We start from the raw sequence: 22102 nt of genomic DNA, 5'->3' as shown, positions 1-22102 counted from the left end.
CATGGCGCGGCGCTTCGTCAATGTGGTTTTCTGTCGGAATGACGCGGCAGGACGCGACGACCACACCCCAGGCGGTGATCGCCGCCGCGCTGCGCCGCGAGCGCACGCGGGCCGGGTTGTCGTTGAGCGAGGTCGCCAGCCGGGCGGGCATCGCGAAATCCACATTGTCGCAACTGGAATCGGGAGCCGGGAACCCGAGTCTGGAGACGTTGTGGGCGCTGTGCGTCGCGCTGGACATGCCGTTCTCCCGATTGCTGGACCCGCCGCGCCCGAGCGTGCACGTCATCCGTGCAGGGGAGGGCCCCGTGGTCGCGGCCGAGCAGTCGGAATACCGGGCGACCCTGCTGGCGGCCGGGCCCGCCAATTCCCGCCGCGACCTGTTTCGCATCACCGCGGAACCCGGGCATGCGCGCCGATCGGACCCGCATATCGCCGGGGTAGTCGAGCACGTGCTGCTCGCTGAGGGGCGCGCGCTGGTCGGCCCGGTCGACGCGCCCGTCGAACTACACCCCGGCGACTACATCGCCTACCCGGGCGATCGGCCGCACGTGTTCGAAGCGCTGGCATCGCCCACCTGGGCGACGCTGGTGGTGGAGTACACCTGATCGGTCAGGCCGCGCCTTCGCCGAGGTACTGCAACCACACGGGGTCGAGGTCCGTGGTGGTGGACAGCAGGCGCCAGTGCGGGCCCTTCGGTGAGACCAGCGGAGATCGCAGCGTCCAGCCCAGCTCGCTGAGCAGCTTGTCGGCCTTGCGGTGGTTGCACGGCGCGCAACTGGCGACGCAGTTCTCCCAGGAATGCTCCCCGCCGCGGCTACGCGGGATGACGTGGTCGATGGTCTCGGCTTTGCCGCCGCAGTAACCGCACCGATAGCGATCCCGGTGCATGAGGGCCGCCCTGGTCATCGGGACCCGGGCCCGGTACGGGACGTGGACGTAGCTGCGCAGGCGGATCACCGAAGGAATGAGCACCGACGTCTCGGCGGAGTGCACTACCGGCCCTTCGTCGTTGTGGTGAACGGCGTCGGCCTTGTCACAGATGAGGAGGACGATCGCGCGGCGCGCGGACAAAGCGGTGAGCGGCTCATAGGTGGCGTTCAACAGCAGCACCCTGGTCTTGAGCCAGTTCGTGCCCTCGACTGGCGGGGCGACGGGGCGGGGGCCGTGGTCGTGATGGCCACGATGTCCACCCGGATGATGTTCGGACAAGATGTGCAGCGGAGTAGCCCCCGACCCACGGTTGTGGACGTCGGCGGGCTGGAGTTGTCGGTGTGCTCGCGCCTCGTGTGACCGGGCGCTGTGCCGCTGCTTCATCTCGACCTCGATTTCATGATTGGCAGGATCATGTGGTATCTGCAAAGCAGAGACTGTCCCCCAGTTGACCATGGAATGTCGGGCGATGCACGGTGATTTTCGACAATGTCCGGTTAACTGTGGCTGAAGTGCCATTTCGGGGCGATGTTCCGGTTGCCGAGCGGCGGCGCAAGGGCAGTGCGGCGGCGGTGCCCCGGCGCGGGCACAATGGACACCGGCGCATCCGGTGAATCGAGAGGGTCTATGACTTCGGGCGAGCAAACGGCGACGTCGTTCTATGAGGCGGTCGGTGGGGCGGAGACGTTCCGGCGGCTCGTCGCGACGTTCTATCGCGAGGTGGCCACCGACGAGGTGCTGCGCCCGCTCTATCCGGAAGAGGACTTGGTTCCGGCGGAGCGCCGGTTGCGGATGTTCCTGGAGCAGTACTGGGGCGGTCCGCGCACGTACTCCGACGAGCGGGGTCACCCGCGCCTGCGCATGCGGCACATGCCCTTCACCATCGGGCCGATCGAGCGGGACGCGTGGCTGCGGTGCATGCGTATCGCGGTCGCGGAGATCGAGCCGGAGACGCTGGACGACGAGCACCGCAAGGCGCTGCTGGACTACCTGGAGATGGCGGCCAACTCCTTGGTGAACGCGCCTTTCTGACAAGGTGATCGCCGGTGGGCGAACGAGTTCGCCGGAAATGTGTTTTCTACCGCGTTGAGGTCGCGGTGAATTCGCTGGTGAACAACAGGTGACTGCGGCGTTGCCGCCGAGAGTCGTGGCAGCGGCGGTATTCTCACCGCGTCAGGCTGCGGTGCTGAGTGTTTGCCTGCAGTTCGCAGCTGCGCGTCGCCTGGGGGCTTTCACCACAAAACTTTGGCACTATTGCGGATGTGAGTGATGCACCAGCCTTAACGGCGCCGGCGGATCCCACCACGCAGCCGTGGTGGCGGTCGGCCGTGTTCTACCAGGTTTATCCGAGATCCTTCGCGGACTCGAGCGGCGACGGGGTCGGTGATCTCGGCGGCGTCCGGGACAAACTCGGCTATCTCGAACTGCTCGGCGTCGACGCGTTGTGGATCTGTCCGGTGATGCGTTCGCCCATGGCCGACGGTGGCTACGACGTTGCCGATCCGCGCGACATCGATGAGCTGTTCGGCGGGCTCGCCGCGATGGACGCGCTGATCGCCGCGGCGCACGCCCGCCGGATCCGGGTGACGATGGACCTGGTGCCCAACCACACCAGCGACCAGCATTCGTGGTTCCGCGCGGCGCTGGCGGCGGCTCCCGGGAGCCCGGAACGCGACCGGTACATCTTCCGCGACGGCCGTGGACCCGGCGGCACCGAGCCGCCGAACAACTGGCCGAGCATCTTCGGCGGGCCCGCCTGGACCAGGATCACCGAACCCGACGGCACACCCGGCCAGTGGTACCTGCACATCTTCGCCCGCGAGCAGCCCGACCTGAATTGGGCCAACCCCGAGGTCGCCGCCGATTTCGAGCAGACGCTGCGGTTCTGGCTGGACCGGGGCGTGGACGGGTTCCGGATCGATGTGGCGCACGGCATGGCCAAGCCCGACGGCCTGCCCGACATGCCGGAACTCAGCGTCTCGGCCATGCTCGCGCACGACGACAGCGACCCACGCTTCAACAACCCCGCCGTGCACGATATCCACCGCCGGATCCGCAAGGTGGTCGACGAGTACCCCGACGCGGTGCTCATCGGTGAAGTGTGGGTGAACGACAACACCCGCTTCGGCGAGTACGTGCGCGCCGACGAACTGCATCTGGCCTTCAACTTCCGGCTCGCGGAATCGGCGTTCGACGCCGAGGCGGTGCGCGACGCCGTCGACAACTCGCTCGCCGCCGTCGGACCGGTTTTCGCCGTACCGACCTGGACGTTGTCCAACCACGACATCGAGCGCGAGGTCACCAGGTACGGCGGCGGCGCGCTCGGGGTCGCGCGGGCGCGGGCGATGATCCTGCTGGAACTCGCGCTGCCCGGCGCGGTGTTCCTCTACAACGGCGCCGAGCTGGGGCTGCCCAACGTCGACGACCTGCCGGAGGAGGTGCTGCAGGACCCGGTGTGGGAGCGCTCCGGGCACACCCAGCGCGGCCGCGACGGCTGCCGGGTGCCGCTGCCGTGGGAGGACGCCGCGCCGCCGTTCGGGTTCACCACCGGGACGCCCTGGCTGCCGATTCCGCCCGACTGGGCGTCGCTGACCGTCGAAGCGCAGCTGGAGGAGCTGGGCTCGACGTTGTCGCTGTATCGCCTGGCAATCGAACTGCGCTCCGGCCGGCCGGAATTCGCCGGGGACCGGATCGAGTGGTACGGCAGCCCGCCGGGTTGTCTCGCGTTCCGCCGTCCGGGCGGACTGGTCTGCGTACTCAACGCCTCCGACGCGCCCATCCAGTTACCGCCGGGAGATGTGCTGCTGGCCAGCGCGCCGGCCGAGGGCGGCCAGCTGCCGCCCAACGCGGCCGCCTGGTTGGTCTGAGGCGCGCCGAAAGTCCCAGCTCGAGCCGGGTGGAGCCGACACAGACGGCCTCCCGGCTCGACCGGACGGAGAACTACTACAGAGCATCGTCTACCTTTGACCCGTGAGCATTCTCGAGACAGTGCTGATCTTCGCCGGCATCCCGCTGGTGATCTACGGCGTGATCGCCGGATTGTCGTTCCTCGGTAAGCCACTGCCTGGCGAGAAGCCGGTCCACTTCGCCCTCGGCCAGAAGTGGACCCAGCAGCCGGTGCTGTGGAGTGCCACTGAAGAGGTGATCGGCTCGGGTCACCACTTCGCGGAAACGCCGCATGGACAGCATGCGGCCATCGAGTCCACCGAGGTGGAGCTGATCGGAGGACGGGCAAGTGGCAGGTTCTAAGTGGCCCGCGGTGGTCGAAGCCGAATTGCCGCACGGATACGCGATCACCAGCAGCGGGCGCGTCTCCGGCGTGCACGAGGCGGGCGACGTGTTCAAGGAAGCGCCGTTCAACGATGATGAGCGGCTCACCATGGACAACGTGCTCACCGAGGCGACCCGCGCGACCAAAGTGCGGTTCAACGTCTACATCGGCGATCTGGGTGCGGACCCGGCCGCGGGTGCGGACGCGATCTTCCCTGGCACGCCGGAGGCGGCGCACTCGGTGCTCATCGCCGTCTCGCCCAACGACAAGGCGATCGAGGTGCGCTCGGGCCGCGCAGTCGCCGACCGCGCGAACGACCGCGTCTGCCAGCTCGGCGTCACCGCCGCGCTGAGCTCGTTCCGGCAGGGCCAGCTGATCGACGGCCTGGTCTCCGCGGTTCGCGTGATGGCAGCGGCGATCGGGAGATAGCGGTCCGCTCCCATCCGTGTCGTGATCCGGCGCGTCCACCCGATCATCGGGTGGACGCGCCGGTTTCGTTCTACGGCTGGGCGTCGAAGGCGCGGGCGCGCAGCGAGCGTTCGATGCCCGCTTTGCCCTCGCTGACCAGGCGGCGCAGCGCCGGAGGGTGGTCGCCCGCGAGGAACTTGTCGGCGACGGCCACCGCGTCCTCGCTGATCGCCCAGTGCGGGTAGAGCCCGACCACAACGGTCTGAGCGACCTCACTGGAGCGACGTTCCCAGACGCCGGGGACCTCGGCGAAATACCGTTCCACATAGGACGTGAGCAGCTCGCCCTGCCCGGCGGGCGCGAAGCCGCCGACGATCGAGCGGGCGGTGATGTTCGGCACCGAGTCGTCACCCATCACCGTCGCCCACGCCTGCTCCTTCACCTCGGCGATCGGACGCGCCGTCGCCGCGGCGGCCGCTTGGCGCTTGCCCGCGGCGGTGGAGTCGTTGGACAGCTCCTGATCGATGACCGGCGTATCGAGCCCGTCGGCATCGATTTCGCCCGCCGCCGCGAGCGCGGACACCAGCCGCCACCGCAGGTCGGTGTCGATCGCCAGACCGGGCAGCCCGACCTTCGCCGGATCACCGTCGAGCAGTTCGCGCAGCACCTCGGTGTGCCAGGCCGACAGCTTCGCGCCGGTCAGCGCGTTGACGAAGGCCAGCTGGTGGTCCGAGCCCGGCTCCGCTTCGCGGGCCAGCTCCAGCAGCCGGTTCGCGTATTCCGGCCAGCCGGTGGTCGTGGCCCACTCCGGATCGGCGTAGCTGCTCAGCGCGGTGTTGGCCTGCATCAGAAGCCGCTGCACCACACCGATCTCGCTCTCGGCGCCGACGCCACGTTCGACCAGAGCGACGAAGTCGCGGGCGCGGAACTCGGCCTGGCGCGTCATCTCCCAGGCCGCCGACCAGGCCAGCGTGCGCGGCAGCGGCTCCGCGATGTCGGCGATGCGGTTGACCAGCACGTCGAGCGAATCGGCGTCCAAACGGATCGAGCAGTAGGTGAGGTCGTCGTCGTTGACCAGCACGAACTTGCCGCGCGGCACCCCGACCAGCGCGGGCACCTCGGTCCGCTCGGCGGCGTCGAGGTCGAGCTCGACGCGTTCGGTGCGCACCAGCTTTCCGTCCTGGTCGTCGTACACGCCGATGGCGAGACGGTGCACCCGCCGTTCGCCGGCGCCCGGCTGCGCCCCCTCCTGCACGACCGCGAACGAGCTGAACCGCCCGTCGGCGTCCACCTCGAAGTCCGGGCGCAGGATGTTCAGTCCGGTGGTCTTGAGCCACTGCGAGCCCCAGGTGGACAGGTCGCGCCCGGACGACTTCTCCAGCGCCGACAGCAGGTCGTCGAAGGTGGCGTTGCCGTAGGCGTGGTCGGCGAAGTACGCGCGCAGACCGGACAGGAACGGCTCCAGGCCGACGTAGGCGACGAGCTGCTTCAGCACGCTGGCGCCCTTGGCGTAGGTGATGCCGTCGAAGTTCACCTCGACGGCGGCGAGATCGGGGATGTCCGCGGCGATGGGGTGGGTGGAGGGCAGCTGGTCCTGCCGGTAGGCCCAGGACTTCTCCACGTTCGCGAACGTGGTCCAGGCGTTGGTGTATTCGGTGGCCGCGGACTGGCACAGCACCGAGGCGAAGGTGGCGAACGACTCGTTCAGCCAGAGATCGTCCCACCACTTCATGGTGACCAGGTCGCCGAACCACATGTGCGCCATCTCGTGCAGCACGGTCTCGGCGCGCCGCTCGTAGGACGCCCGGGTGACCTTGGAGCGGAAGACGTAGTCCTCCAGGAAGGTCACCGCGCCCGCGTTCTCCATCGCGCCCGCGTTGAACTCGGGGACGAACAGCTGGTCGTACTTGCCGAACGCGTACGGGACGCCGAAGTTCTCGTGGTAGAAGCCGAAACCCTGCTTGGTCTCGGTGAACAGCCGCTCGGCGTCCATGTGCTCGGCCAGCGACGCGCGGCAGTAGATGCCCAGCGGGATGCTGCCGTGCTCGTCGGTGTAGACGTCGGTCCACTGGGCGTACGGACCGGCGATGAGCGCGACCAGGTAGGTGCTCATCTTCGGGGTGGTGCGGAAGACGTGCTTGCCCGGGTCAGCCGCGAGCGTCTGCACGACGGCGGCGTTGGAGATGACCTGCCAGTCTTCCGGCGCGGTGACCGCGAGGTCGAAGGTGGCTTTCAGGTCCGGCTGGTCGAAGCAGGCGAACATCCGCTTGGCGTCGGCGGTCTCGAACTGTGAGTACAGGTACACCGCGTCGTCGGCAGGGTCGATGAAGCGGTGCAGGCCCTCGCCGGTGTGCGAGTACTCGCAGTCGGCCTCCACCACCAGCTCGTTGCGCTCGGCCAGGTCGGGCAGCGTGATCCCGGTCGACTCGTCGTAGCCGGAGATGTCCAGGGCGGCGCCGTTGAGCACCGCCGAGCGCACGCCACGCGCCACGATGTCGATGAACGTGCTCGCGCCGGGCGTCGCGGTGAAGGTCACGGTGCTGCGGGAGAAGAAGGTCTGCTCGCCCGGTTTGCCCGCCCCGTCGGTGAGATCCAGCTCGACGCGGTAGTTTTCGACCGAAACCGTCGCGGCGCGTTCGATCGCCTGGTCGCGAGTGAGGTTGGGTGCGGACATAAGGCTCCTTCGTGGTCGAAGAACTGGCACGGGCGACAACCACAATGCCACCTCGGTGTGGCAGGCCGCGCGGGACTTTCCCGACCAACCCTAGTGACACCCGCCCCCTCCACGCCGGTACCGCGCCCAGACCGACGGCGTGACGGCCGCGGTCCGGCGGCGGCGGTATTCTGCCTGGTGCAGCGCAGGTTCACCACCACGGATTCGGAGGCTCGACGTTGAAGCATGTGCACGCCGGGAAGGTGCGTGACCTGTACGAGGACGGCGACACGCTGTTGCTGGTCGCGTCCGATCGGGTGTCGGTGTACGACGTGGTGCTGCCGACGCCGATCCCGGACAAGGGCGCGCTGCTGACGCAGTTGTCGAACTGGTGGTTCGAGTACTTCACCGACGTGCCCAACCACGTGGTCTCCGCCACCGACGTGCCCGCCGAGTTCGCCGGCCGCGGCATCCGGGTCAAGCCGCTGAAGATGGTGCAGGTGGAGTGCATCGCGCGCGGCTACCTGACCGGGTCGGGGCTGGTGGAGTACCGGCGCACGGGCTCGGTCTGCGGGGTCGCGCTGCCGCCCGGGTTGCGCGAGGGCGACAAACTGCCCGAGCCGATCTTCACACCGACCACCAAGGCCTCCGAGGGGCACGACGAAGCGATCACCTTCGCGGACGTGGTGAACCAGGAGGGACGCGAGGTCGCCGAGCGGCTGCGCGAGCTGACCTTGCACCTCTACACCCGGGGCGCGGCGCACGCCGCCGAACGCGGCGTCATCGTCGCCGATACGAAAGTCGAATTCGGCTGGGACGGCGATGTCCTCACTCTCGGCGACGAAGTGCTCACCTCGGATTCCTCGCGGTTCTGGCCCGCCGACGAGTGGGAGCCGGGCCGGGTGCAGCGCTCGTTCGACAAGCAGTTCGTCCGCGACTGGTCCACCTCCACCGGCTGGGACAAGGAGCCGCCCGGGCCGGAGATCCCCGCCGACGTGGTCGCGGCGACGCGGCAGAAGTACGTGGAGGCCTACGAACTCATCACCGGCCTGACCTGGGCGGGCGTGGCGCGCTAGCGGTCAGTCCGGCAGGTGCTCGGCCAGCCGGTCCAGGCAGGGCCGCTGGCCCGCCACCAGCTTGTCGCGGGCGGTAGCCGTGTCGAACCATTCGGCGCGATCGATCTCGGGGAACTCCGCGAGCCGGCCGGAGCGCGGCGGCCATTCCAGCTGAAAGGTTCCCGGCACGACGGCGGCGGGGTCGAGATCGCCCTCGACGGCCCAGACGGTGAGGGTCTTCTTGCCCGCGCCGCTGCCGTAGCGCACTTCGCCCAGCGGCAGCCAGCTGCCGTCCGGGACCGGCAGTCCCAGTTCCTCGGTGAACTCGCGGCTCGCCGCGAGACGGGCGTCCTCGGTCTCCGGCTCGTACTCGCCCTTCGGAATCGACCACGCGCCCAGATCTTTTCGCGCCCAGAACGGGCCGCCCATATGCCCGAGCAACACCTCGACGGCTCCGTTCGAGCTCCGGCGGAACACCAGAACTCCGGCACTGTGTTTGTCTGCCACACGCGTAGTCTGCCCCGGCTGCGCGTCACGTCCGCCCGCGACCACCGGCGCGTCGTCGGAGCGACCAGTGCCCGATAGACGCACGGCCACCGCCGTGCTCCGCGAGGTCCACGGGGAGTGGCCCCTACGCAAACGCCGGTCGTGCTTCGGTGCGGCCTTCGCTCCGGCAGGTGAGCGGCGGGGATGGGCGTCGTGGACTTATCGGGGCTCCCGTCGATCGTCCGCACCGCCGGATGAGTGGGTTGGAAGCGCTCACCCCGCCGGATTCGCACGGGCGTCGTGGCGTAGCCGTGCCGCACGGATCGTGAGGTAGTCGCGCTCGGGCACGCTCGTCGTGCGGGCGGCGGCCTTGGTGTAGCAACCGACGGCCGCGTCGAGGTCACCGGCCAGCTCGTGCAGGTGGCCGCGCACGGCGTCGAGCCGGTGCGTATTCGCCAGGTGCGCGTCGAGTGTCCCGGCCAGTGCGAGACCGGCCTGTGGCCCCGCCACCATCGCCGTCGCCACCGCACGGTTGAGCGTCACCATCGGATTGTCCGAGAGCTGTTCGAGCCGGTCGTACAGCGCCAGGATCTTGGGCCACTCGGTGTCCTCCGAGCGCGCGGCCTGCGCATGCAGCACCGCTACGGCTGCCTGGATCTGATAGGGCCCGCGCAAACCGTGCGCCAGCGTGCCGGTGATCAGGGTCGTTCCTTCGGTGATCAGCGCTCGATCCCACAGCGCACGGTTCTGTTCGGCCAGCGGGATGAGTTCGCCGTGCGCCCCGGTGCGCGCCGCGCGACGGGAGTCGGTGAGCAGCATCAGCGCGAGCAACCCGGCGACCTCGGTGTCCTCGGGCAGCAGCCGGTGCACCGCCCTGGTGAGCCGGATCGCCTCGTCGGACAGATCCGTACGCTGCAACGCCTGCCCCGAACTGCTGGTATGGCCTTCGTTGAAGATCAGGTACAACACGTGCAGGACCGCGCCGAGCCGCTCCCGCCACTGCACGTCACCCGGCTGCGCGAAGGGGCGCTCGACCGTGGCGAGTTTCTTCTTCGCCCTGGTGATCCGTTGCGCCATCGTCGCTTCCGGCAGCAGGAAGGCGCGGGCGATCTGGTCGGTGCCGAGCCCGCCCACCGCGCGCAACGTCAGGGCGATGGCGGCGGCGGGTGACAGCGCCGGGTGGCAGCACAGGAACAGCATGGTCAGCGTGTCGTCGGTGTCCACGGGGACGGCATCGGTCACCTCGCGGTCGAAGGCCGTGGTCTCCCTGCGCCGCCGGGCCACCTCCGCGCGCACGGCGTCGGCCATGCGACGCTGCGCGACCTGGATCAGCCAGGCCCGTGGATGGTCCGGCTGGCCCTCCCGCGGCCACTGGGTCGCGGCCGCCAGCAGTGCTTCCTGCAGCGCGTCCTCGGCGGTGTCGAAGTCGCCGAACCGGCGGACGAGCGTTCCGAGGACCTGCGGCGCCAGTGCGCGCAGCAGGTCCTCGGTGCTCGCCGGGAGCGGTGTGTCGTCGGGCACCGCACGCCGGTCGCTCATTGCTCGGTGGCGGGGGCGCCCATCACCGCGCGAACTTCGATGTACTCGCCAATCGGTTTACCGCCCGGCCCGGGCGCGGCGGAGGCCTGCGCGGCGATCTCGTAGGCCCGTTCGGGGCTGTCCACATCGACGATCCAGTACCCCGCCAAGAACTCCTTGGTCTCCGGGAAGGGCCCGTCGGTGACCACCGGCGCCGACCGCCCGTCCGAACTGACGACGCGCGCCTCGTCCGGCCCGGCCAAACCCTGCGCGTCCACCAACTCGCCCGCCTCGGCCAGCTGTGCACCTAGTGCGCGCTGGAAGTCTATGTGCGCCCGGATCTCTTCCGGGGACCATTCGCTGATCGGTGTGTCGCAGTGGGCGGTGGGGCCGTGGGTCTTCAGCAGCATGTACTTCATGATTCGTTTCCTCTCCTCCGGCGCTCGGCCGTGTGGAGCGTCTCGGTGACGCTCGCGAGGAGGTCGCAGCCCAGTGTTCGGATTCGACACATCCTCTCAGTGATTCAGGTCACAGATCCGTCGTCGTGTCGGCCAGCCGGTCCGGATCGACCGGTTCGCCCGCCAGGATCAGTTCCTTGATCCGGTCGGTCACGTCCCAGACGTTCACGTTCATCCCGGCGAGCACACGGTCGGCCGAATCCAGCCAGAACGCCACGAACTCGCGCGCCGCCGTGTCGCCGCGCACGACCACCTTGGCGTACTCCTCCGGCGCGGCGAACCCGGTGTACTCCATGCCCAGGTCGTATTGGTCGGTGAAGAAGTACGGCAGCCGGTCGTAGGCGGCCTGCTTGCCGAGCATGGTGGCGGCGGCGACCGCAGGTTGGTTGAGTGCATTCGCCCAGTGCTCCACGCGGATCCGCCTGCCGAGGACCGGGTGCTGCTGCGCGGCGATGTCGCCGACCGCGACGATATCGGGATCACTGGTGGCCAGGCGCTCGTCGACGAGCACGCCGTCGTCCACCGCGAGCCCGGCATCGGCGGCCAGTTCCACGTTCGGGCGCGCGCCGACGGCGACCAGCACCGCGTCGGCTTCGATCGTGCTGCCGTCGGCCAGCCGGACGCCGTTGGCGACATCGGTCGCGATGGCCTCCTCGGTGGTGATCGCCTCGACCTGTGCCTCGAACCGGAAGTCGACACCGTTGGCCCGGTGCAGGTCGGCGAACACCTGGCCCATCTCCGGACCGAGCGCCGCGCGCAGCGGCAGGTCGCCGCGTTCGACGATGGTCACCTCGACGCCGGCCGCGCGAGCCGCCGCCGCGACCTCCAGGCCGATCCAGCCCGCTCCGATGATGACGATCCGCCGCGCGCTGCCGAACAGCTCGATCAACGTGTCGGAGTCCTCGATGGTGCGCAGCGTGTACACGTTGGGCGCGTCGGCGCCGGGAACGGGCAGCGTTCGCGGCGTGGAGCCGGTGGCCAGCGCGAGCTTGTCGTAGGACAGGGTGGAACCGTCGGGCAGGGTGATCGTCTTCGCCGCCGGGTCGAGCCCGGTGACGGTGGTGCCGAGCCGGACATCGATGTGGTGGTCGCGGTACCACTGCGCGGGGTCGACGATGAACTCGGGGAACGACTTCTTGCCCGCGAGATGCTCCTTCGACAGCGGCGGCCGCTCGTAGGGCAGGTGCTCCTCGGCGCCGATCAGCGTCACGATTCCGTCGAAATCCTTGGCCCGCAAGGCTTCCGCGATCTTGGCCGCGCCCAGTCCGCCGCCGACGATGACGAAATGCTGGTCAGAACTCATAGCGGACTCCTTCTCCGAAGGGAACCAGGCTCCTGCCGACCAACCCTACTGGCAGCCGTACGGGCGGCTCTGGAAAACGGCGAGCCGGGTGGGAACGAATCGGGAGCCGCCGTGGTTGCTCGGTAGGGCGGCGACGTGTGCGTGCCGTCCGTCCGCATGCGATCGAGAGGAAGCCGCCCGTGACCGACAAAGCTGCCAAGGACGTCGCCGATTTCTGGTTCGACCCGTTGTGCCCCTGGTGCTGGATCACGTCCCGCTGGATCCTCGAGGTCGAGCAGGTGCGCGACATCGAGACCAGGTTCCACGTGATGAGCCTGTCGGTGCTGAACGAGGGCAAGGACGTGTCCCCGCAATACCAGGAACTGCTCGAGACGGGCTGGGGCCCGGTCCGCGTCGCGATCGCCGCGGCGCAGGAGCACGGCGACAAGGTGCTCTCGCCGCTGTACACCGCGATGGGCACGCGTATCCACAATCGGCGTGCCGAGTACGAACGCGAGACCAGCAAGGAGACGCTCGCCGCGGTGATCGCCGACTCGCTGGCGGAGGTGGGTCTGCCCGCCGAGCTGGCCGCGGCCGCCGACAGCACCGACTACGACGAGGCGCTGCGCAAGAGCCACCACGAGGGCATGGACAAGGTGGGACCGGATGTCGGCACCCCGACCATTCACATCAACGGGACCGCGTTCTTCGGTCCGGTCCTGTCCCGGATTCCGCGCGGCGAGGAGGCGGGCAAGGTCTGGGACGGTGCCGTGGCGCTGGCCTCCTACCCGCACTTCTACGAGCTGAAGCGCACGCGGACCGAAGCGCCGTCGTTCGACTGAGTACTGGGGCGGGTGGCTCCGCGGGGCGCCCGTCCCGGTCAGAGCACGGATTTCGGCGGACTCGCCGGTACCTGAGCGTAGGAACTCGGATAGCCGCCCATCGGCGCACCGGCGCCCTTGGGCCGCTCGGGGCGCATGAACAGCTTTCCGTGCCTGCTGCGATCGCGCAGCGCCCACATCCGCCAGGTGAGCACCGGGTGGCTGGACAGCGCGTTCACCATCCAGACGAAAAAGCCCTTCTCCGACGGCGCCCGATCGGCCATCTCGTCGAAGCCGACCAGTCTGTTCATGTACTTGCCCGCGGCCAGGGTGCCCATGGCGCCGGGCGCCCCGGTATGCCGGTGACAGAAACCGTGGTTGTCGGCGGTGTACTCCTGCGCACGGATCAGACTGCTGCCGATGATCGGCAGGAACGGCACGAGGAACATGCCCAGCTGCCGCCAGTACGACGTATGCCCGGCCGCGATGTGGCCGACCTCGTGGCCGATGATGAATGCCAGCGCGTCGGGTTCGCGTGCGGCGCCGCCGATCTCGAACAGGTCGCTGTAGACCACCACGTAGCGCCGGAAGCCGTGTCCGCTGGCGAACGCGTTGATCTGGCCGTTGCCGAGCACGACGTACGCGTCCGGCACCTTCGCCATGCCGAAGCGAGCGGCGGCCTCCGCCACCAGCCGGTAGCCCTCGGGGAACTGGGTGGGTGACATCTTCACGCCGTTCACCCGCTGGCTCGCGTAGTTGATACCGCGACCGAACCACAGCAGCAGCGGGGCGGCCGCGAACGCCAGGACGTACTGGTCGAAGTTGCCGGTCGCCAGCAGCAGCAGCGCGATCAGGTAGGCGAACACCGTCAGCACCACCACGAGGACGAGCATCGGGATCTCCCAGCTGTGCCGAGCGGGCATGCCGAACGGCGACAGACCGCGGGGCTGGCGCTGCGGCGGCGCCGGCGGCAGGACAGGAACGCCGGGGTAGGAGTCGTACGGCGCCCGATACGGAGCCGGGGGTGCGGCCGGATACGAGCCCAAGGTGTACGGCCCGCCGGAGGACGCGGCGGGCGACTCCTGAGCCGGGACCCACCCGCCCTGCGGGGCGTACGGGTCGGCCTGTCGGCCCGCCTGACCGGGCGGCTGGGGTTCGAACGGCTGCATGGGATGAACTCTATTCAGTTGCCGGGAACGGGGTCGGCGCGTCTGCCGTGTCACGGGGCCGTGTGGCCGCGAACACAACTGGCGTATCAGTCGATTCGCGCAGGCCTGCCGTGGTGTTAATCGCGGGGCACGCCCTCTTGCCGTCCGCGCCGTGGCCGCCTGACACAATGCCTGCCATGCGCGTTTACCTGGGTGCCGATCATGCCGGTTTCGAACTGAAGAATCACGTCAAGGCCCATCTGGAGCAGGCGGGTCACGAGGTCGTCGACTGCGGCGCGCTCGAATACGACGCGCTCGACGACTACCCCGCCTTCTGCATCGAGGCGGCCCGCCGCACCGTCGCCGACCCGGGCAGCCTCGGCCTGGTGTTCGGCGGCAGCGGCAACGGCGAGCAGATCGCCGCGAACAAGGTGCCCGGCGCTCGCTGCGCGCTGGCCTGGAGCGTGGAGACCGCGAAGCTGGCCCGCCAGCACAACAACGCGCAGCTGATCGGTATCGGCGGCCGGATGCACTCGACCGAGGAGGCGCTGGCCATCGTGGACGCGTTCGTGGCCACCCCGTGGTCGGACGAGGAGCGCCACCAGCGGCGCATCGACATCCTCGCCGAGTACGAGAAGACCGGAGTCGCCCCGGCGGTTCCCGCGTACTGAGCGCACCGCGGTTGTAACCGGCTGTGCCGGAAGGACATACGCTGCACCGCCTCGCGCGGCTGCATCAGCGTCGCCTCGCGGGCGGTGTGGTGCGCGTATCCAGCCCGCAGGGCAAGTTCGCCGAGGGCGCGGCCCGGGTGGACGGCCGGGTGCTGATCAGGTCCGAGGCGTGGGGAAAACACCTGCTGCACCACTACGACTCCGGGCTGGTCGTGCACGTGCACCTCGGCCTGTACGGAGCGTTCACCGAATCCGAGCTGCCGATGGGGGAGCCGGTGGGTCAGGTTCGGATGCGCCTGTTCGGCGGGCCGGACGGCCAGCCCGGTTTCGGCACCGATCTGCGCGGGCCGACCGCGTGCGAGATCCTGCTCCCGCCCGAGGTCGCCGCGCTCACCGACCGGCTCGGCCCGGACCCGCTGCGGCGCGGCGCCGACCCGGACCGAGCATGGCGGCGCATCCGTCGTTCGCGCAGACCGATCGGCGCCCTGCTGATGGACCAGCAGGTGGTCGCCGGGGTCGGCAATGTCTATCGCGCCGAACTGCTGTTCCGGCATCACATTTCGCCGCATCGTCCCGGCACGGATCTGTCGGTCGGCGAGTGGTCGCAGATGTGGACCGATCTCCTCGCGCTGATGCGGGTGGGGGTGCGCGTCGGCAAGATGGTCGTGGTGCGACCCGAGCACGATCACGGCGAGCCCTCGTATGCTCCCGATCGTCCACGCACCTATGTCTACCGCCGCGCGGGCGCTCCGTGCCGGCTGTGCGGCACGCCGATCGCCCATCAGGTGATGCAGGCGCGAAATCTCTTCTGGTGCCCCGCCTGCCAGCCCAGCTGACCGGACGGCGGCCGGCCGCGGACCGATCAGCCCGCGACGGCGGTGTCGATATCCGGCTCGTCCGCGATGGCGAAGCGGCGTCCGCCCGCCGTCTTCGCCGAGTACATGGCGCGATCGGCGCGGCGGAGCAGATCTGTGAAGTCGAACGGGCTTCCCGGCGGGTTGTAGGCGGTGCCGACGCTGGCCGAGACCGGAACCGGCCCAGCCGACGACCAGACCGGGTCGCGCAGTGCGGCCACGATCCGGTGTGCGAGGTCGCCCAGGGTGTTGCGGTGCGGGTTGGTCGCCAGCACGAACTCGTCGCCGCCGTACCGGCAGATCACCGTGTCCGGGGGACAGGCTTCGCGCAGCCTGCTCGCCAGCTCGACCAGCACCTCGTCGCCGATGGCGTGTCCGTATCCGTCGTTGATCTGCTTGAACCGGTCCAGGTCGATCAGCAGCAGTCCGACGCCGCGGGTCGGATCGGTGGCCATCATGCGCACCTTGTCCTGCAGCAGCGTCCGGTTGGCCAGGTCGGTGAGGGCGTCGTGGGTGGCTTCGTGGCGCAGCCGGTGCTGCAACGCGGCGATCTCCTGCACCCGCAACGACACCTTGGCCGACAGGTTCTGCTCCTGCTGCGCCAGCGCCCGCTCCTGCAGCGCCTGGGCGTAACTGTCGATGGCCTGGCTGGCGATGAACGGCCAGCGTGTGGCGACCAGGGAACCGGGCGCGCCGGAGGGAAAACCGAGCAGCCAGCGCGTGGCCTGCGCCAGCATCCGGATCCGGTCGAATGGCTCCTCGGCGAGCCTGGCGCCGAGCATCCGTGCTTCGGGCACCGGGAAGGGCTCGGACCTGGCGAGCGTGAGCAGGCGCTCGACGATCTCCACCAGCACCGGCTCCAGCTGGTGGGGCGCCGTGCCGCATCCGGGCTCGGCGCAGACCGCCCGGGCCCACGCTCGGGCCATGGCGGCTACCGGGGGCTCGATGTCGGTCGACATCGGACTCACCCGGTATGGACGACGTCGGTACCCAGGTGCCCTGTACTGACACAGGCGCCGGCGTCACCCCGATCGTTCCCACTGCTACGCGGTTGTGTCCACCTGGTTCGGCGCACGTTCACCGCCCCCTTTCCAGATACCCCCGTCCGGCAAAAAGGATCCTAGCAAGCCACTCGGCATCGAAAAGCGCCGATTTGCAACGTGTTCTCGATACCTCGCGAATGGCGATCGGGTGTGTGATCGTTCCCGACGCGTTGGTGTTACACCCGTTTTTTGTTCGCTGCAAAATCGCGCCGCGACGCGCTGGCGACACGCTGAACGAGGTGTGCTGACAGCGGTGCGCCGCTGATCGTCCGGGCCGACCCCGCGCCGCCGCTTTCACGAGAATCTGTTCTCGCACGCGAGGGCCTCGTCTTCCGTGTCGTGTTCCCGATGATTGTCCTGTGCGGTCGCGCCGCGGTGGGCGCATGCTCGTGGTCTTCGCGTCGACACGCGGCGGGCCGCTGCGGACGCCGTCCGCGGGTGGCCGCGGCCGCGCCGACGGCTGTGCGGTGTGCTCCCGGGCGGTGCGGCGGGTCGCCGGTCGCCACGGCGGGGCGCCCGGAGGCGAGGTTGCCGCGCGAACAGCCGACAATTCGCGGGACGGACTCGCGCTCGGGGCGGATCGCGGCCATTCGCTCCGAGCGCGGTGGGCGCAGCTCTGCGACACGCCGAGCGCGTCGGCCGTGACGGCGAGTCGTGCGGTCCTCATCGGAATTCCCTCGAGTGAACTTCCCGGCGTGACAGGTGGCGGTGGGCCACGCTTCCCCGACGGGGTCGTCACGTGTCATTCGAGTTTCGCCCACCGGAATCCGACACGCCAGAGTTTCAATGAAAAATAACCTCTAAAATTTCTGTCAGCGCGCCGCTGCGCGCCGGTGGGACCGCCGTGCAAGACTGGACGCGGCAACCCTGGAGCGCTCCGGCGGGCAACCTGCGAGATCGCGCTGCGCGGGGGGCTGATTGGCGTTTCGGGAACCGGGTTCGGTACAGTCGGATCGCACACGGCATCGTGGCGATCCCATCGGTGTCGTATGCCTGCGGGTGTAGTTCAATGGTAGAACCTCAGCCTTCCAAGCTGATGGTGCGGGTTCGATTCCCGTCACCCGCTCCACGGAGCAATCATCCTCGTCGGCGGCCGCCCCGCCGCCGCGAGGGACACGGGGTGTAGCGCAGCTTGGTAGCGCATCCGCTTTGGGAGCGGAGGGTCGCAGGTTCAAATCCTGTCACCCCGACCATCGTTCGGGGGGCGAGGGTTCGCGTCGTCAGGTTGATGTTCCGCTTCGGCGTCTTCGATCGTTCGGATCGGCATGCGTAGGTATGCCAGAGGGGTTCGCCCTACCGGGGTACAGCCCAGGGGTGCTGATTTCGCCGGGGGAGTTTCGCATCGCCACTGCCGCCCGCAGGGGCTGCCGTCGGGCATCTTGTGGCAACTCTTCGGCACAGGTCGTGCGTAGGTGACTTCGTCGATTCGCCGGCCAATGTGTTCGGCGAACAAGACCGGGGATACGAGACATTCGGCCCGCCGCTGCCGACGAGCTGTTAAGACGTGAACGCGTTTGTCTACGTAAGTATTCGACAGTGCCGGATGGAAATACCAGAACAGCAGACGGCCGCGGAAGTTCGCGGCCGCGCTGTTACTGCTCGGCCTGCGCCTTGGGCCCGGAGGCCACCGAGGATGGCGGCAACTCGGAGTGCCGGGCGAACGCCTGATCGATCAGTTCGGAAGCAGCGCGGGTGACGATCAACCGGGCGATCGCCAGGTCGGTCTCGAGCTTGGTGCGGTCCCGGGGGGTCCGCGCGGATTCCTCGTAGGTCTGCCCGGCCAGCCGGTAGAACAACTCGGTGGCGAAGCGGTCGGCGATGCGATCGCAGTCGGTGCGGAGGCGCTCGACCAACTGGAAGGTGTCCTGCATCGGGAGCCCGGTGTCGGTGAGCCGAGTGGCCAGATCGCAGCATCGCGGGTTGGTGACCCGGTAGGCCTCGAGCGGATCCTCGCTGGAGGCCAGTGCCTGCTTCGCGTAGTCCGGCAGCTCGGTGTAGCTGTCCTGAGGTTCGGTGGTGGCTTCGGACTCCGCTTCGGCCGCGTTCGCGTTCTTCACCCCGAGCACGTCGGCGAGTCCGTCGCCGCGGTCCCAGGCTTCCAGCAACTCCCTGATCCCGTTCAGCTTCATGCCCCGCCCCAGCAGGCGGCTGATCGTTTGCAGCCGGTTGAGGTGGTCCGACCCGTAGTACCCGATCCGCCCGCGCACCTCCGGCGAGGGCAGGAGACCTCGCTCGTGGTACACGCGGACGCTGCGCACGGTGGTGTCGGCTGCCCGTGCCAGTTCGTCGATCGTGAATTCAGAGTCTGCAGCCATGTTTAAAAGGAAACCATAGTCGGGCCTCCGTGGAAAACGTTCCGTTTCATAACGTGCCGTTAAAGACGGTAGCTGGGTGTTGCTTCAAGGTCAACGAGCCGTTACATAGCGGTACAAGAGGTTGTGTGCTGGGCAACAGTGGGCTACCGTGCGTAGACCAGCTTATCGCGGCTGGGTTCCGGGGACTGTTGAGCAGCCCTGATGACCGTCCGTTCCATGGGCCACGCACCTGCCAGAGGTGTGTGCTCGGCATCCCCGGAGATGGCTATGAGCATTACGCGAACCCTTCCGATGGACACGGGATCCATTGCACCGGCAAAGATCTCGTCGATTCCGGCAAAGTCGAACCTGCGGCCCCCGTGCGCCGATGTCCCCGACAACTGGGACATGGACACCGGCAATCCGGACGCCTGGCGAGCGGCAGTGCGCACCTGTCAGAGTTGCCCGCTGCTCGTGCAGTGCCAGCAGTTGGCGCAGACCCTCACGACCCGCGGCGACGGTCCCCGCGCGATGATCTGGGCCGGCGTCGCCTATGACAACTCCGGCGGCGTCATCGAGAACTTGGACCGGCACCGTGCCGCTCCGATCGACCACAAACGCCCCATGCGCATCATCCGCAATGGGCCTCGCCCACTGCGCACCGTGTCCACCCTTCCGGCTCCCCGTCGGCACATCGTGCTCGGGCAACCCCTGAAGCCGACCGGCACCGACGGTCTGTGACTATGCTGCGTGAACCTATTCGCGTCGAGCCCTTCGGTGGTGCGTAACTCATGACAGTGCTGGCATTGGAGATCGGGTCGTCGGGTTTCGCGGCGACCAGGGTCGCCGACGATGTCGGCACCGACGACATCCGAAGGATCCCGATCCCGGCGACGGGCGCCTGGGACCGATGCCAGGAGCTGCTGCTCGAGGTCGCGGGCGGCGACCAGGTCACCGCCCTCGGCATCGCTTCGGCCGGGCCGATCGACATGGCGGCCGGGGTGATCGCTCCCGCTGAAGTTCCGGAATGGCGAGCGGGTTTCGGCATCGTCCGAGCCGCCCGGCAGCTGTTCCCGGAAGCGCAGGTTCCGCTCGCGCTGGACGGCGTCTGCCTGGCGCTGGCGGAGCGAGGTTTCGGCGCGACGAGCGAAGTGATGGACAGTCTGGCGATCAGCGTCTCCGATCGGATCACCGGTGGGGTCGTGGTAGGCGGCTTCAGCTTGGTGGGGCGTACCGGCAACGCGGGGCATGTAGGTCATGTCCTGGTTCCTGGCTTCGACGATCGGTGCTCCTGTGGCGGCCGCGGATGTCTGGAGGCGGTCGCCGGCGGCTTGGCCGTGGTGCGCTGGGCGCGGGAGCAGGGCTGGGCGGGCACATCGGTACGAGAGCTGCTGGATGCCGCTCGCGTGGGCGAGGACATCCCGGCCGCGGCGCTCGGCCGGGCGGGCACTGCGCTCGGCCGGGCGATCGCCTCGGTGGCGGCATTGCTCGATATCGACCTCGTGGTGCTCGGCGGCTCGCTCGCCGGAGCCGGCCCCGCGTTGTGGAAACCGCTGGGCGAGGCCGTCGCCACGCATGCCAGGCTGAGTTTCCTACCCGGATTGCGCGTGATTCCTTCGCAGCTCGGGGACACTGCGACGATCTTGGGTGCGGGTGTGCTGGCGCTGGCCGGAAGGAACGCCTGATCTATCGCGAAACGGCATAAGCCCTGGGCTAGATTACGTTTCGGCTGCGTGCGAAATTAGCCATGAGAATGCCACGGGCCTCGGACGACGGCTGCGGTTGATCTTGTGTGCGGGTTTGCAGCGGATGTGCCGTTGGGCTGCGCGCCGATACGAGCGCGGCTCGACCGAACTTAACGTGAACAAAATGAACACGCCTACGTGTGTGCCATGAATATGACGGAGACTTCATGAGAACAGACGGTTCTCTCGCAGGTTGATTGAGCCGCTAAATAACGGTACATTGCCTGAGTCACAAGATGTCTGATCCGGGTTGAGGCGGACCCGGAGGAACGGCTGGTCGGGCAAGTGCGAAGCGAAGTGGCGCAGTGATTCCATGGGTGACGATCGAGACGTTGGCGCCGGATGGCATGTCCGTGGCCTCGGTGGGGGATGCACCGCGTGAGTTCGCGAACTGGCAGCGGGTGTTGCAGCGGACGCTGTCCAAAACGCCCGCGTTGTACGACAAGCTGACGACGGCGGGCCTGACGGAGGCGATCCATACCGCGCACGACCAGGCGCGGGATGTCGACCTGGCCATTCAGACGCGCGCGGGACGGCACCAGCTACTCATCCGTCCGATCTTCGGCCCGGCCGGCGACGTGCACGCGGTGCGACTGTGGCTCGGCCCGGCCTCCGAGCGCGTGGCTGTGCCGCGCCCCGCGGTCGGCGCCATCTGGGACCTGAGCAGTCAGACGATCCAGCAACCCAGCGGCATCACGCGGCTGTCCGGCAGCACCGCCGAACAGTACGTTCCGAGGATGTCGATCGCGGAACTGTTCCACCGGGTCTCGAGTTTCGATCGGCACGCCGAGGTGCTCGACCTGCTCTACGACCCCAAGCCCGGTGAGCGAATGCAATTCGATACCACCGTGGTGCACGGATTCGGACGCCCGGCCCAGTGGCGGATCACCATCCGGGCGCGCGACGACGAGCGCACGCGCGGCGCGTGGTGGCTGATCGAGGACGTGACGTCGGAGAACGCGCCCGCGGCGTGGCCCACTCTGGAGCGCATCGGATTGCGTGAGGCGCACCGCCGGGCGGGTACGCATCTGGCGGTGATCCAACTCGAGCACACCAGCATCTCGCACTGGCTCACCGACCCGGCGCCGTGGGTGCGGTGGGACTACCTCTTCCGGCCCGTCGACGTCTTCCATCCGGAGGATCGTCCCAAGCTGGCGGAACTCGGCGACCGGCTGCGGTCGGGTGACAGTTGCGGTGTGACGCTGCGAGTACTCAACTACGGTGGCGGTTACACACCCACCTCGCTGCTCCTGTACCCCTATCCCGGGTACTCCAGCAGACAGCTGGCGATCGCTCAGTTGGTCCGGGTCGCCGACGACGTTCCGTTGCTGGAAACCCATCGGCAGGTGCTGGAACCGCGGCAGCGTAGCGCGCCGATCGGCTATGACGAACAATTGCGGCATTGGCTTGCGGGGCGAATGAAAAGCAGTCCGGCCTGCTGACGATTGATTCCCAGGGGTGGGAA

The 22102-nt window shown here is 68.5% G+C and carries 21 protein-coding genes and 2 tRNA genes; 14 read left to right on the top strand and 9 right to left on the bottom strand.

Translation table 11 applies throughout. From position 1 onward, the window contains the following. Positions 1-38 precede the first annotated feature (38 nt). The gene (locus LTT66_RS04985; RefSeq protein ID WP_043688561.1) at positions 39-605 is read left to right on the top strand and encodes a helix-turn-helix domain-containing protein; all 567 of its coding nucleotides are present in this window, start codon (positions 39-41) and stop codon (positions 603-605) included. 4 nt (positions 606-609) lie between these two features. On the opposite strand, the gene LTT66_RS04980 is transcribed toward LTT66_RS04985, so the two are convergent. After that, complete coding sequence (locus tag LTT66_RS04980; protein WP_233064455.1) at positions 610-1314, bottom strand: HNH endonuclease; 705 nt, start codon at positions 1312-1314, stop codon at positions 610-612. A gap of 243 nt (positions 1315-1557) precedes the next feature. On the opposite strand from LTT66_RS04980, the gene LTT66_RS04975 reads away from it, so the two are divergent. The 4 genes from LTT66_RS04975 (at position 1558) to LTT66_RS04960 (ending at position 4630) form a co-directional block, all read left to right on the top strand. Then, positions 1558-1962: a globin gene (locus tag LTT66_RS04975; protein ID WP_233064445.1), complete on the top strand. Its 405-nt coding sequence runs from the start codon at positions 1558-1560 to the stop codon at positions 1960-1962. A gap of 230 nt (positions 1963-2192) precedes the next feature. Beyond that, entirely contained in the window at positions 2193-3797 is a 1605-nt protein-coding gene (locus tag LTT66_RS04970) for a glycoside hydrolase family 13 protein (RefSeq protein ID WP_233064443.1), read from the top strand. 103 nt (positions 3798-3900) lie between these two features. Then, positions 3901-4179, top strand: a complete 279-nt coding sequence (gene ctaJ / locus LTT66_RS04965) for an aa3-type cytochrome oxidase subunit CtaJ (protein ID WP_195103977.1) — start codon at positions 3901-3903, stop codon at positions 4177-4179. Beyond that, positions 4166-4630, top strand: a complete 465-nt coding sequence (locus tag LTT66_RS04960; RefSeq protein WP_195152898.1) for a DUF5130 domain-containing protein — start codon at positions 4166-4168, stop codon at positions 4628-4630. Before ctaJ ends, LTT66_RS04960 begins: the two co-directional genes overlap by 14 nt. Positions 4631-4700: 70 nt before the next feature. Here the strand turns inward: LTT66_RS04960 and pepN are convergent, their stop codons facing one another. Beyond that, positions 4701-7283, bottom strand: coding sequence for an aminopeptidase N (gene pepN / locus LTT66_RS04955; protein WP_233064434.1), 2583 nt, complete (start codon positions 7281-7283; stop codon positions 4701-4703). A gap of 218 nt (positions 7284-7501) precedes the next feature. Between pepN and LTT66_RS04950 the strand changes: the two genes are divergently transcribed. Next, positions 7502-8338 (top strand): phosphoribosylaminoimidazolesuccinocarboxamide synthase, encoded by an 837-nt coding sequence (locus tag LTT66_RS04950; protein WP_233064423.1) that lies wholly within the window; start codon positions 7502-7504, stop codon positions 8336-8338. Positions 8339-8341: 3 nt separating this feature from the next. On the opposite strand, the gene LTT66_RS04945 is transcribed toward LTT66_RS04950, so the two are convergent. The 4 genes from LTT66_RS04945 to LTT66_RS04930 form a co-directional block, all read right to left on the bottom strand. After that, complete coding sequence (locus LTT66_RS04945; protein WP_233064421.1) at positions 8342-8824, bottom strand: NUDIX domain-containing protein; 483 nt, start codon at positions 8822-8824, stop codon at positions 8342-8344. A 252-nt stretch (positions 8825-9076) separates the two neighbouring features. Further along, entirely contained in the window at positions 9077-10342 is a 1266-nt protein-coding gene (locus LTT66_RS04940; RefSeq protein ID WP_233064411.1) for an RNA polymerase sigma factor, read from the bottom strand. After that, the gene (locus LTT66_RS04935; RefSeq protein ID WP_233064409.1) at positions 10339-10740 is read right to left on the bottom strand and encodes a YciI family protein; all 402 of its coding nucleotides are present in this window, start codon (positions 10738-10740) and stop codon (positions 10339-10341) included. The genes LTT66_RS04940 and LTT66_RS04935 overlap by 4 nt, the downstream gene beginning before the upstream one ends. 109 nt (positions 10741-10849) lie before the next feature. After that, on the bottom strand, positions 10850-12082 hold the full coding sequence (locus LTT66_RS04930) for an NAD(P)/FAD-dependent oxidoreductase (RefSeq protein ID WP_233064407.1): 1233 nt from the start codon (positions 12080-12082) through the stop codon (positions 10850-10852). 179 nt (positions 12083-12261) lie between these two features. Between LTT66_RS04930 and LTT66_RS04925 the strand changes: the two genes are divergently transcribed. After that, positions 12262-12903 (top strand): mycothiol-dependent nitroreductase Rv2466c family protein, encoded by a 642-nt coding sequence (locus tag LTT66_RS04925; protein ID WP_195103989.1) that lies wholly within the window; start codon positions 12262-12264, stop codon positions 12901-12903. Between the two features lie 38 nt (positions 12904-12941). On the opposite strand, the gene LTT66_RS04920 is transcribed toward LTT66_RS04925, so the two are convergent. Further along, positions 12942-14051, bottom strand: coding sequence for a M48 family metallopeptidase (locus tag LTT66_RS04920; RefSeq protein ID WP_233064405.1), 1110 nt, complete (start codon positions 14049-14051; stop codon positions 12942-12944). 176 nt (positions 14052-14227) lie between these two features. Between LTT66_RS04920 and LTT66_RS04915 the strand changes: the two genes are divergently transcribed. Both LTT66_RS04915 and LTT66_RS04910 read left to right on the top strand, forming a co-directional pair. Beyond that, entirely contained in the window at positions 14228-14701 is a 474-nt protein-coding gene (locus tag LTT66_RS04915; RefSeq protein WP_181723919.1) for a ribose-5-phosphate isomerase, read from the top strand. Between the two features lie 23 nt (positions 14702-14724). Continuing rightward, complete coding sequence (locus LTT66_RS04910) at positions 14725-15537, top strand: Fpg/Nei family DNA glycosylase (protein WP_233064385.1); 813 nt, start codon at positions 14725-14727, stop codon at positions 15535-15537. Positions 15538-15563: 26 nt separating this feature from the next. Here the strand turns inward: LTT66_RS04910 and LTT66_RS04905 are convergent, their stop codons facing one another. Further along, entirely contained in the window at positions 15564-16514 is a 951-nt protein-coding gene (locus LTT66_RS04905) for a GGDEF domain-containing protein (protein WP_195065497.1), read from the bottom strand. A gap of 1079 nt (positions 16515-17593) precedes the next feature. Here LTT66_RS04905 and LTT66_RS04900 point away from each other — a divergent pair. After that, a tRNA-Gly gene (locus LTT66_RS04900) sits at positions 17594-17667 on the top strand. A gap of 47 nt (positions 17668-17714) precedes the next feature. Further along, a tRNA-Pro gene (locus LTT66_RS04895) sits at positions 17715-17791 on the top strand. 399 nt (positions 17792-18190) lie between these two features. On the opposite strand, the gene LTT66_RS04890 is transcribed toward LTT66_RS04895, so the two are convergent. After that, entirely contained in the window at positions 18191-18913 is a 723-nt protein-coding gene (locus tag LTT66_RS04890; protein WP_233064383.1) for a MerR family transcriptional regulator, read from the bottom strand. A 267-nt stretch (positions 18914-19180) separates the two neighbouring features. Here LTT66_RS04890 and LTT66_RS04885 point away from each other — a divergent pair, with 267 nt between their 5' ends. The 3 genes from LTT66_RS04885 (at position 19181) to LTT66_RS04875 (ending at position 22079) form a co-directional block, all read left to right on the top strand. Beyond that, on the top strand, positions 19181-19633 hold the full coding sequence (locus LTT66_RS04885; RefSeq protein WP_195065496.1) for a hypothetical protein: 453 nt from the start codon (positions 19181-19183) through the stop codon (positions 19631-19633). Positions 19634-19683: 50 nt separating this feature from the next. After that, positions 19684-20577 carry an ROK family protein gene (locus tag LTT66_RS04880; protein WP_233064374.1) on the top strand — a complete coding sequence of 298 codons (894 nt, stop codon included), beginning with the start codon at positions 19684-19686 and terminating at the stop codon, positions 20575-20577. 377 nt (positions 20578-20954) lie between these two features. Beyond that, entirely contained in the window at positions 20955-22079 is a 1125-nt protein-coding gene (locus LTT66_RS04875; protein WP_195152886.1) for a GAF domain-containing protein, read from the top strand. Positions 22080-22102: the final 23 nt, after the last annotated feature.

The organism is Nocardia gipuzkoensis (assembly GCF_021183645.1).
Classification (GTDB): domain Bacteria; phylum Actinomycetota; class Actinomycetes; order Mycobacteriales; family Mycobacteriaceae; genus Nocardia; species Nocardia abscessus.
This window is presented reverse-complemented; position numbering and strand designations above follow the sequence as displayed.

Coding starts and splice junctions, on each gene's coding strand:
- LTT66_RS04985 (WP_043688561.1), top strand. CDS start 39: ATGACGCGGCAGGACGCGACGACCACACCCCAGGCGGTGATCGCCGCC.
- LTT66_RS04980 (WP_233064455.1), bottom strand. CDS start 1,314: ATGAAGCAGCGGCACAGCGCCCGGTCACACGAGGCGCGAGCACACCGA.
- LTT66_RS04975 (WP_233064445.1), top strand. CDS start 1,558: ATGACTTCGGGCGAGCAAACGGCGACGTCGTTCTATGAGGCGGTCGGT.
- pepN (WP_233064434.1), bottom strand. CDS start 7,283: ATGTCCGCACCCAACCTCACTCGCGACCAGGCGATCGAACGCGCCGCG.
- LTT66_RS04940 (WP_233064411.1), bottom strand. CDS start 10,342: ATGAGCGACCGGCGTGCGGTGCCCGACGACACACCGCTCCCGGCGAGC.
- LTT66_RS04935 (WP_233064409.1), bottom strand. CDS start 10,740: ATGAAGTACATGCTGCTGAAGACCCACGGCCCCACCGCCCACTGCGAC.
- LTT66_RS04930 (WP_233064407.1), bottom strand. CDS start 12,082: ATGAGTTCTGACCAGCATTTCGTCATCGTCGGCGGCGGACTGGGCGCG.
- LTT66_RS04920 (WP_233064405.1), bottom strand. CDS start 14,051: ATGCAGCCGTTCGAACCCCAGCCGCCCGGTCAGGCGGGCCGACAGGCC.
- LTT66_RS04915 (WP_181723919.1), top strand. CDS start 14,228: ATGCGCGTTTACCTGGGTGCCGATCATGCCGGTTTCGAACTGAAGAAT.
- LTT66_RS04905 (WP_195065497.1), bottom strand. CDS start 16,514: ATGTCGACCGACATCGAGCCCCCGGTAGCCGCCATGGCCCGAGCGTGG.
- LTT66_RS04890 (WP_233064383.1), bottom strand. CDS start 18,913: ATGGCTGCAGACTCTGAATTCACGATCGACGAACTGGCACGGGCAGCC.
- LTT66_RS04885 (WP_195065496.1), top strand. CDS start 19,181: ATGAGCATTACGCGAACCCTTCCGATGGACACGGGATCCATTGCACCG.
- LTT66_RS04880 (WP_233064374.1), top strand. CDS start 19,684: ATGACAGTGCTGGCATTGGAGATCGGGTCGTCGGGTTTCGCGGCGACC.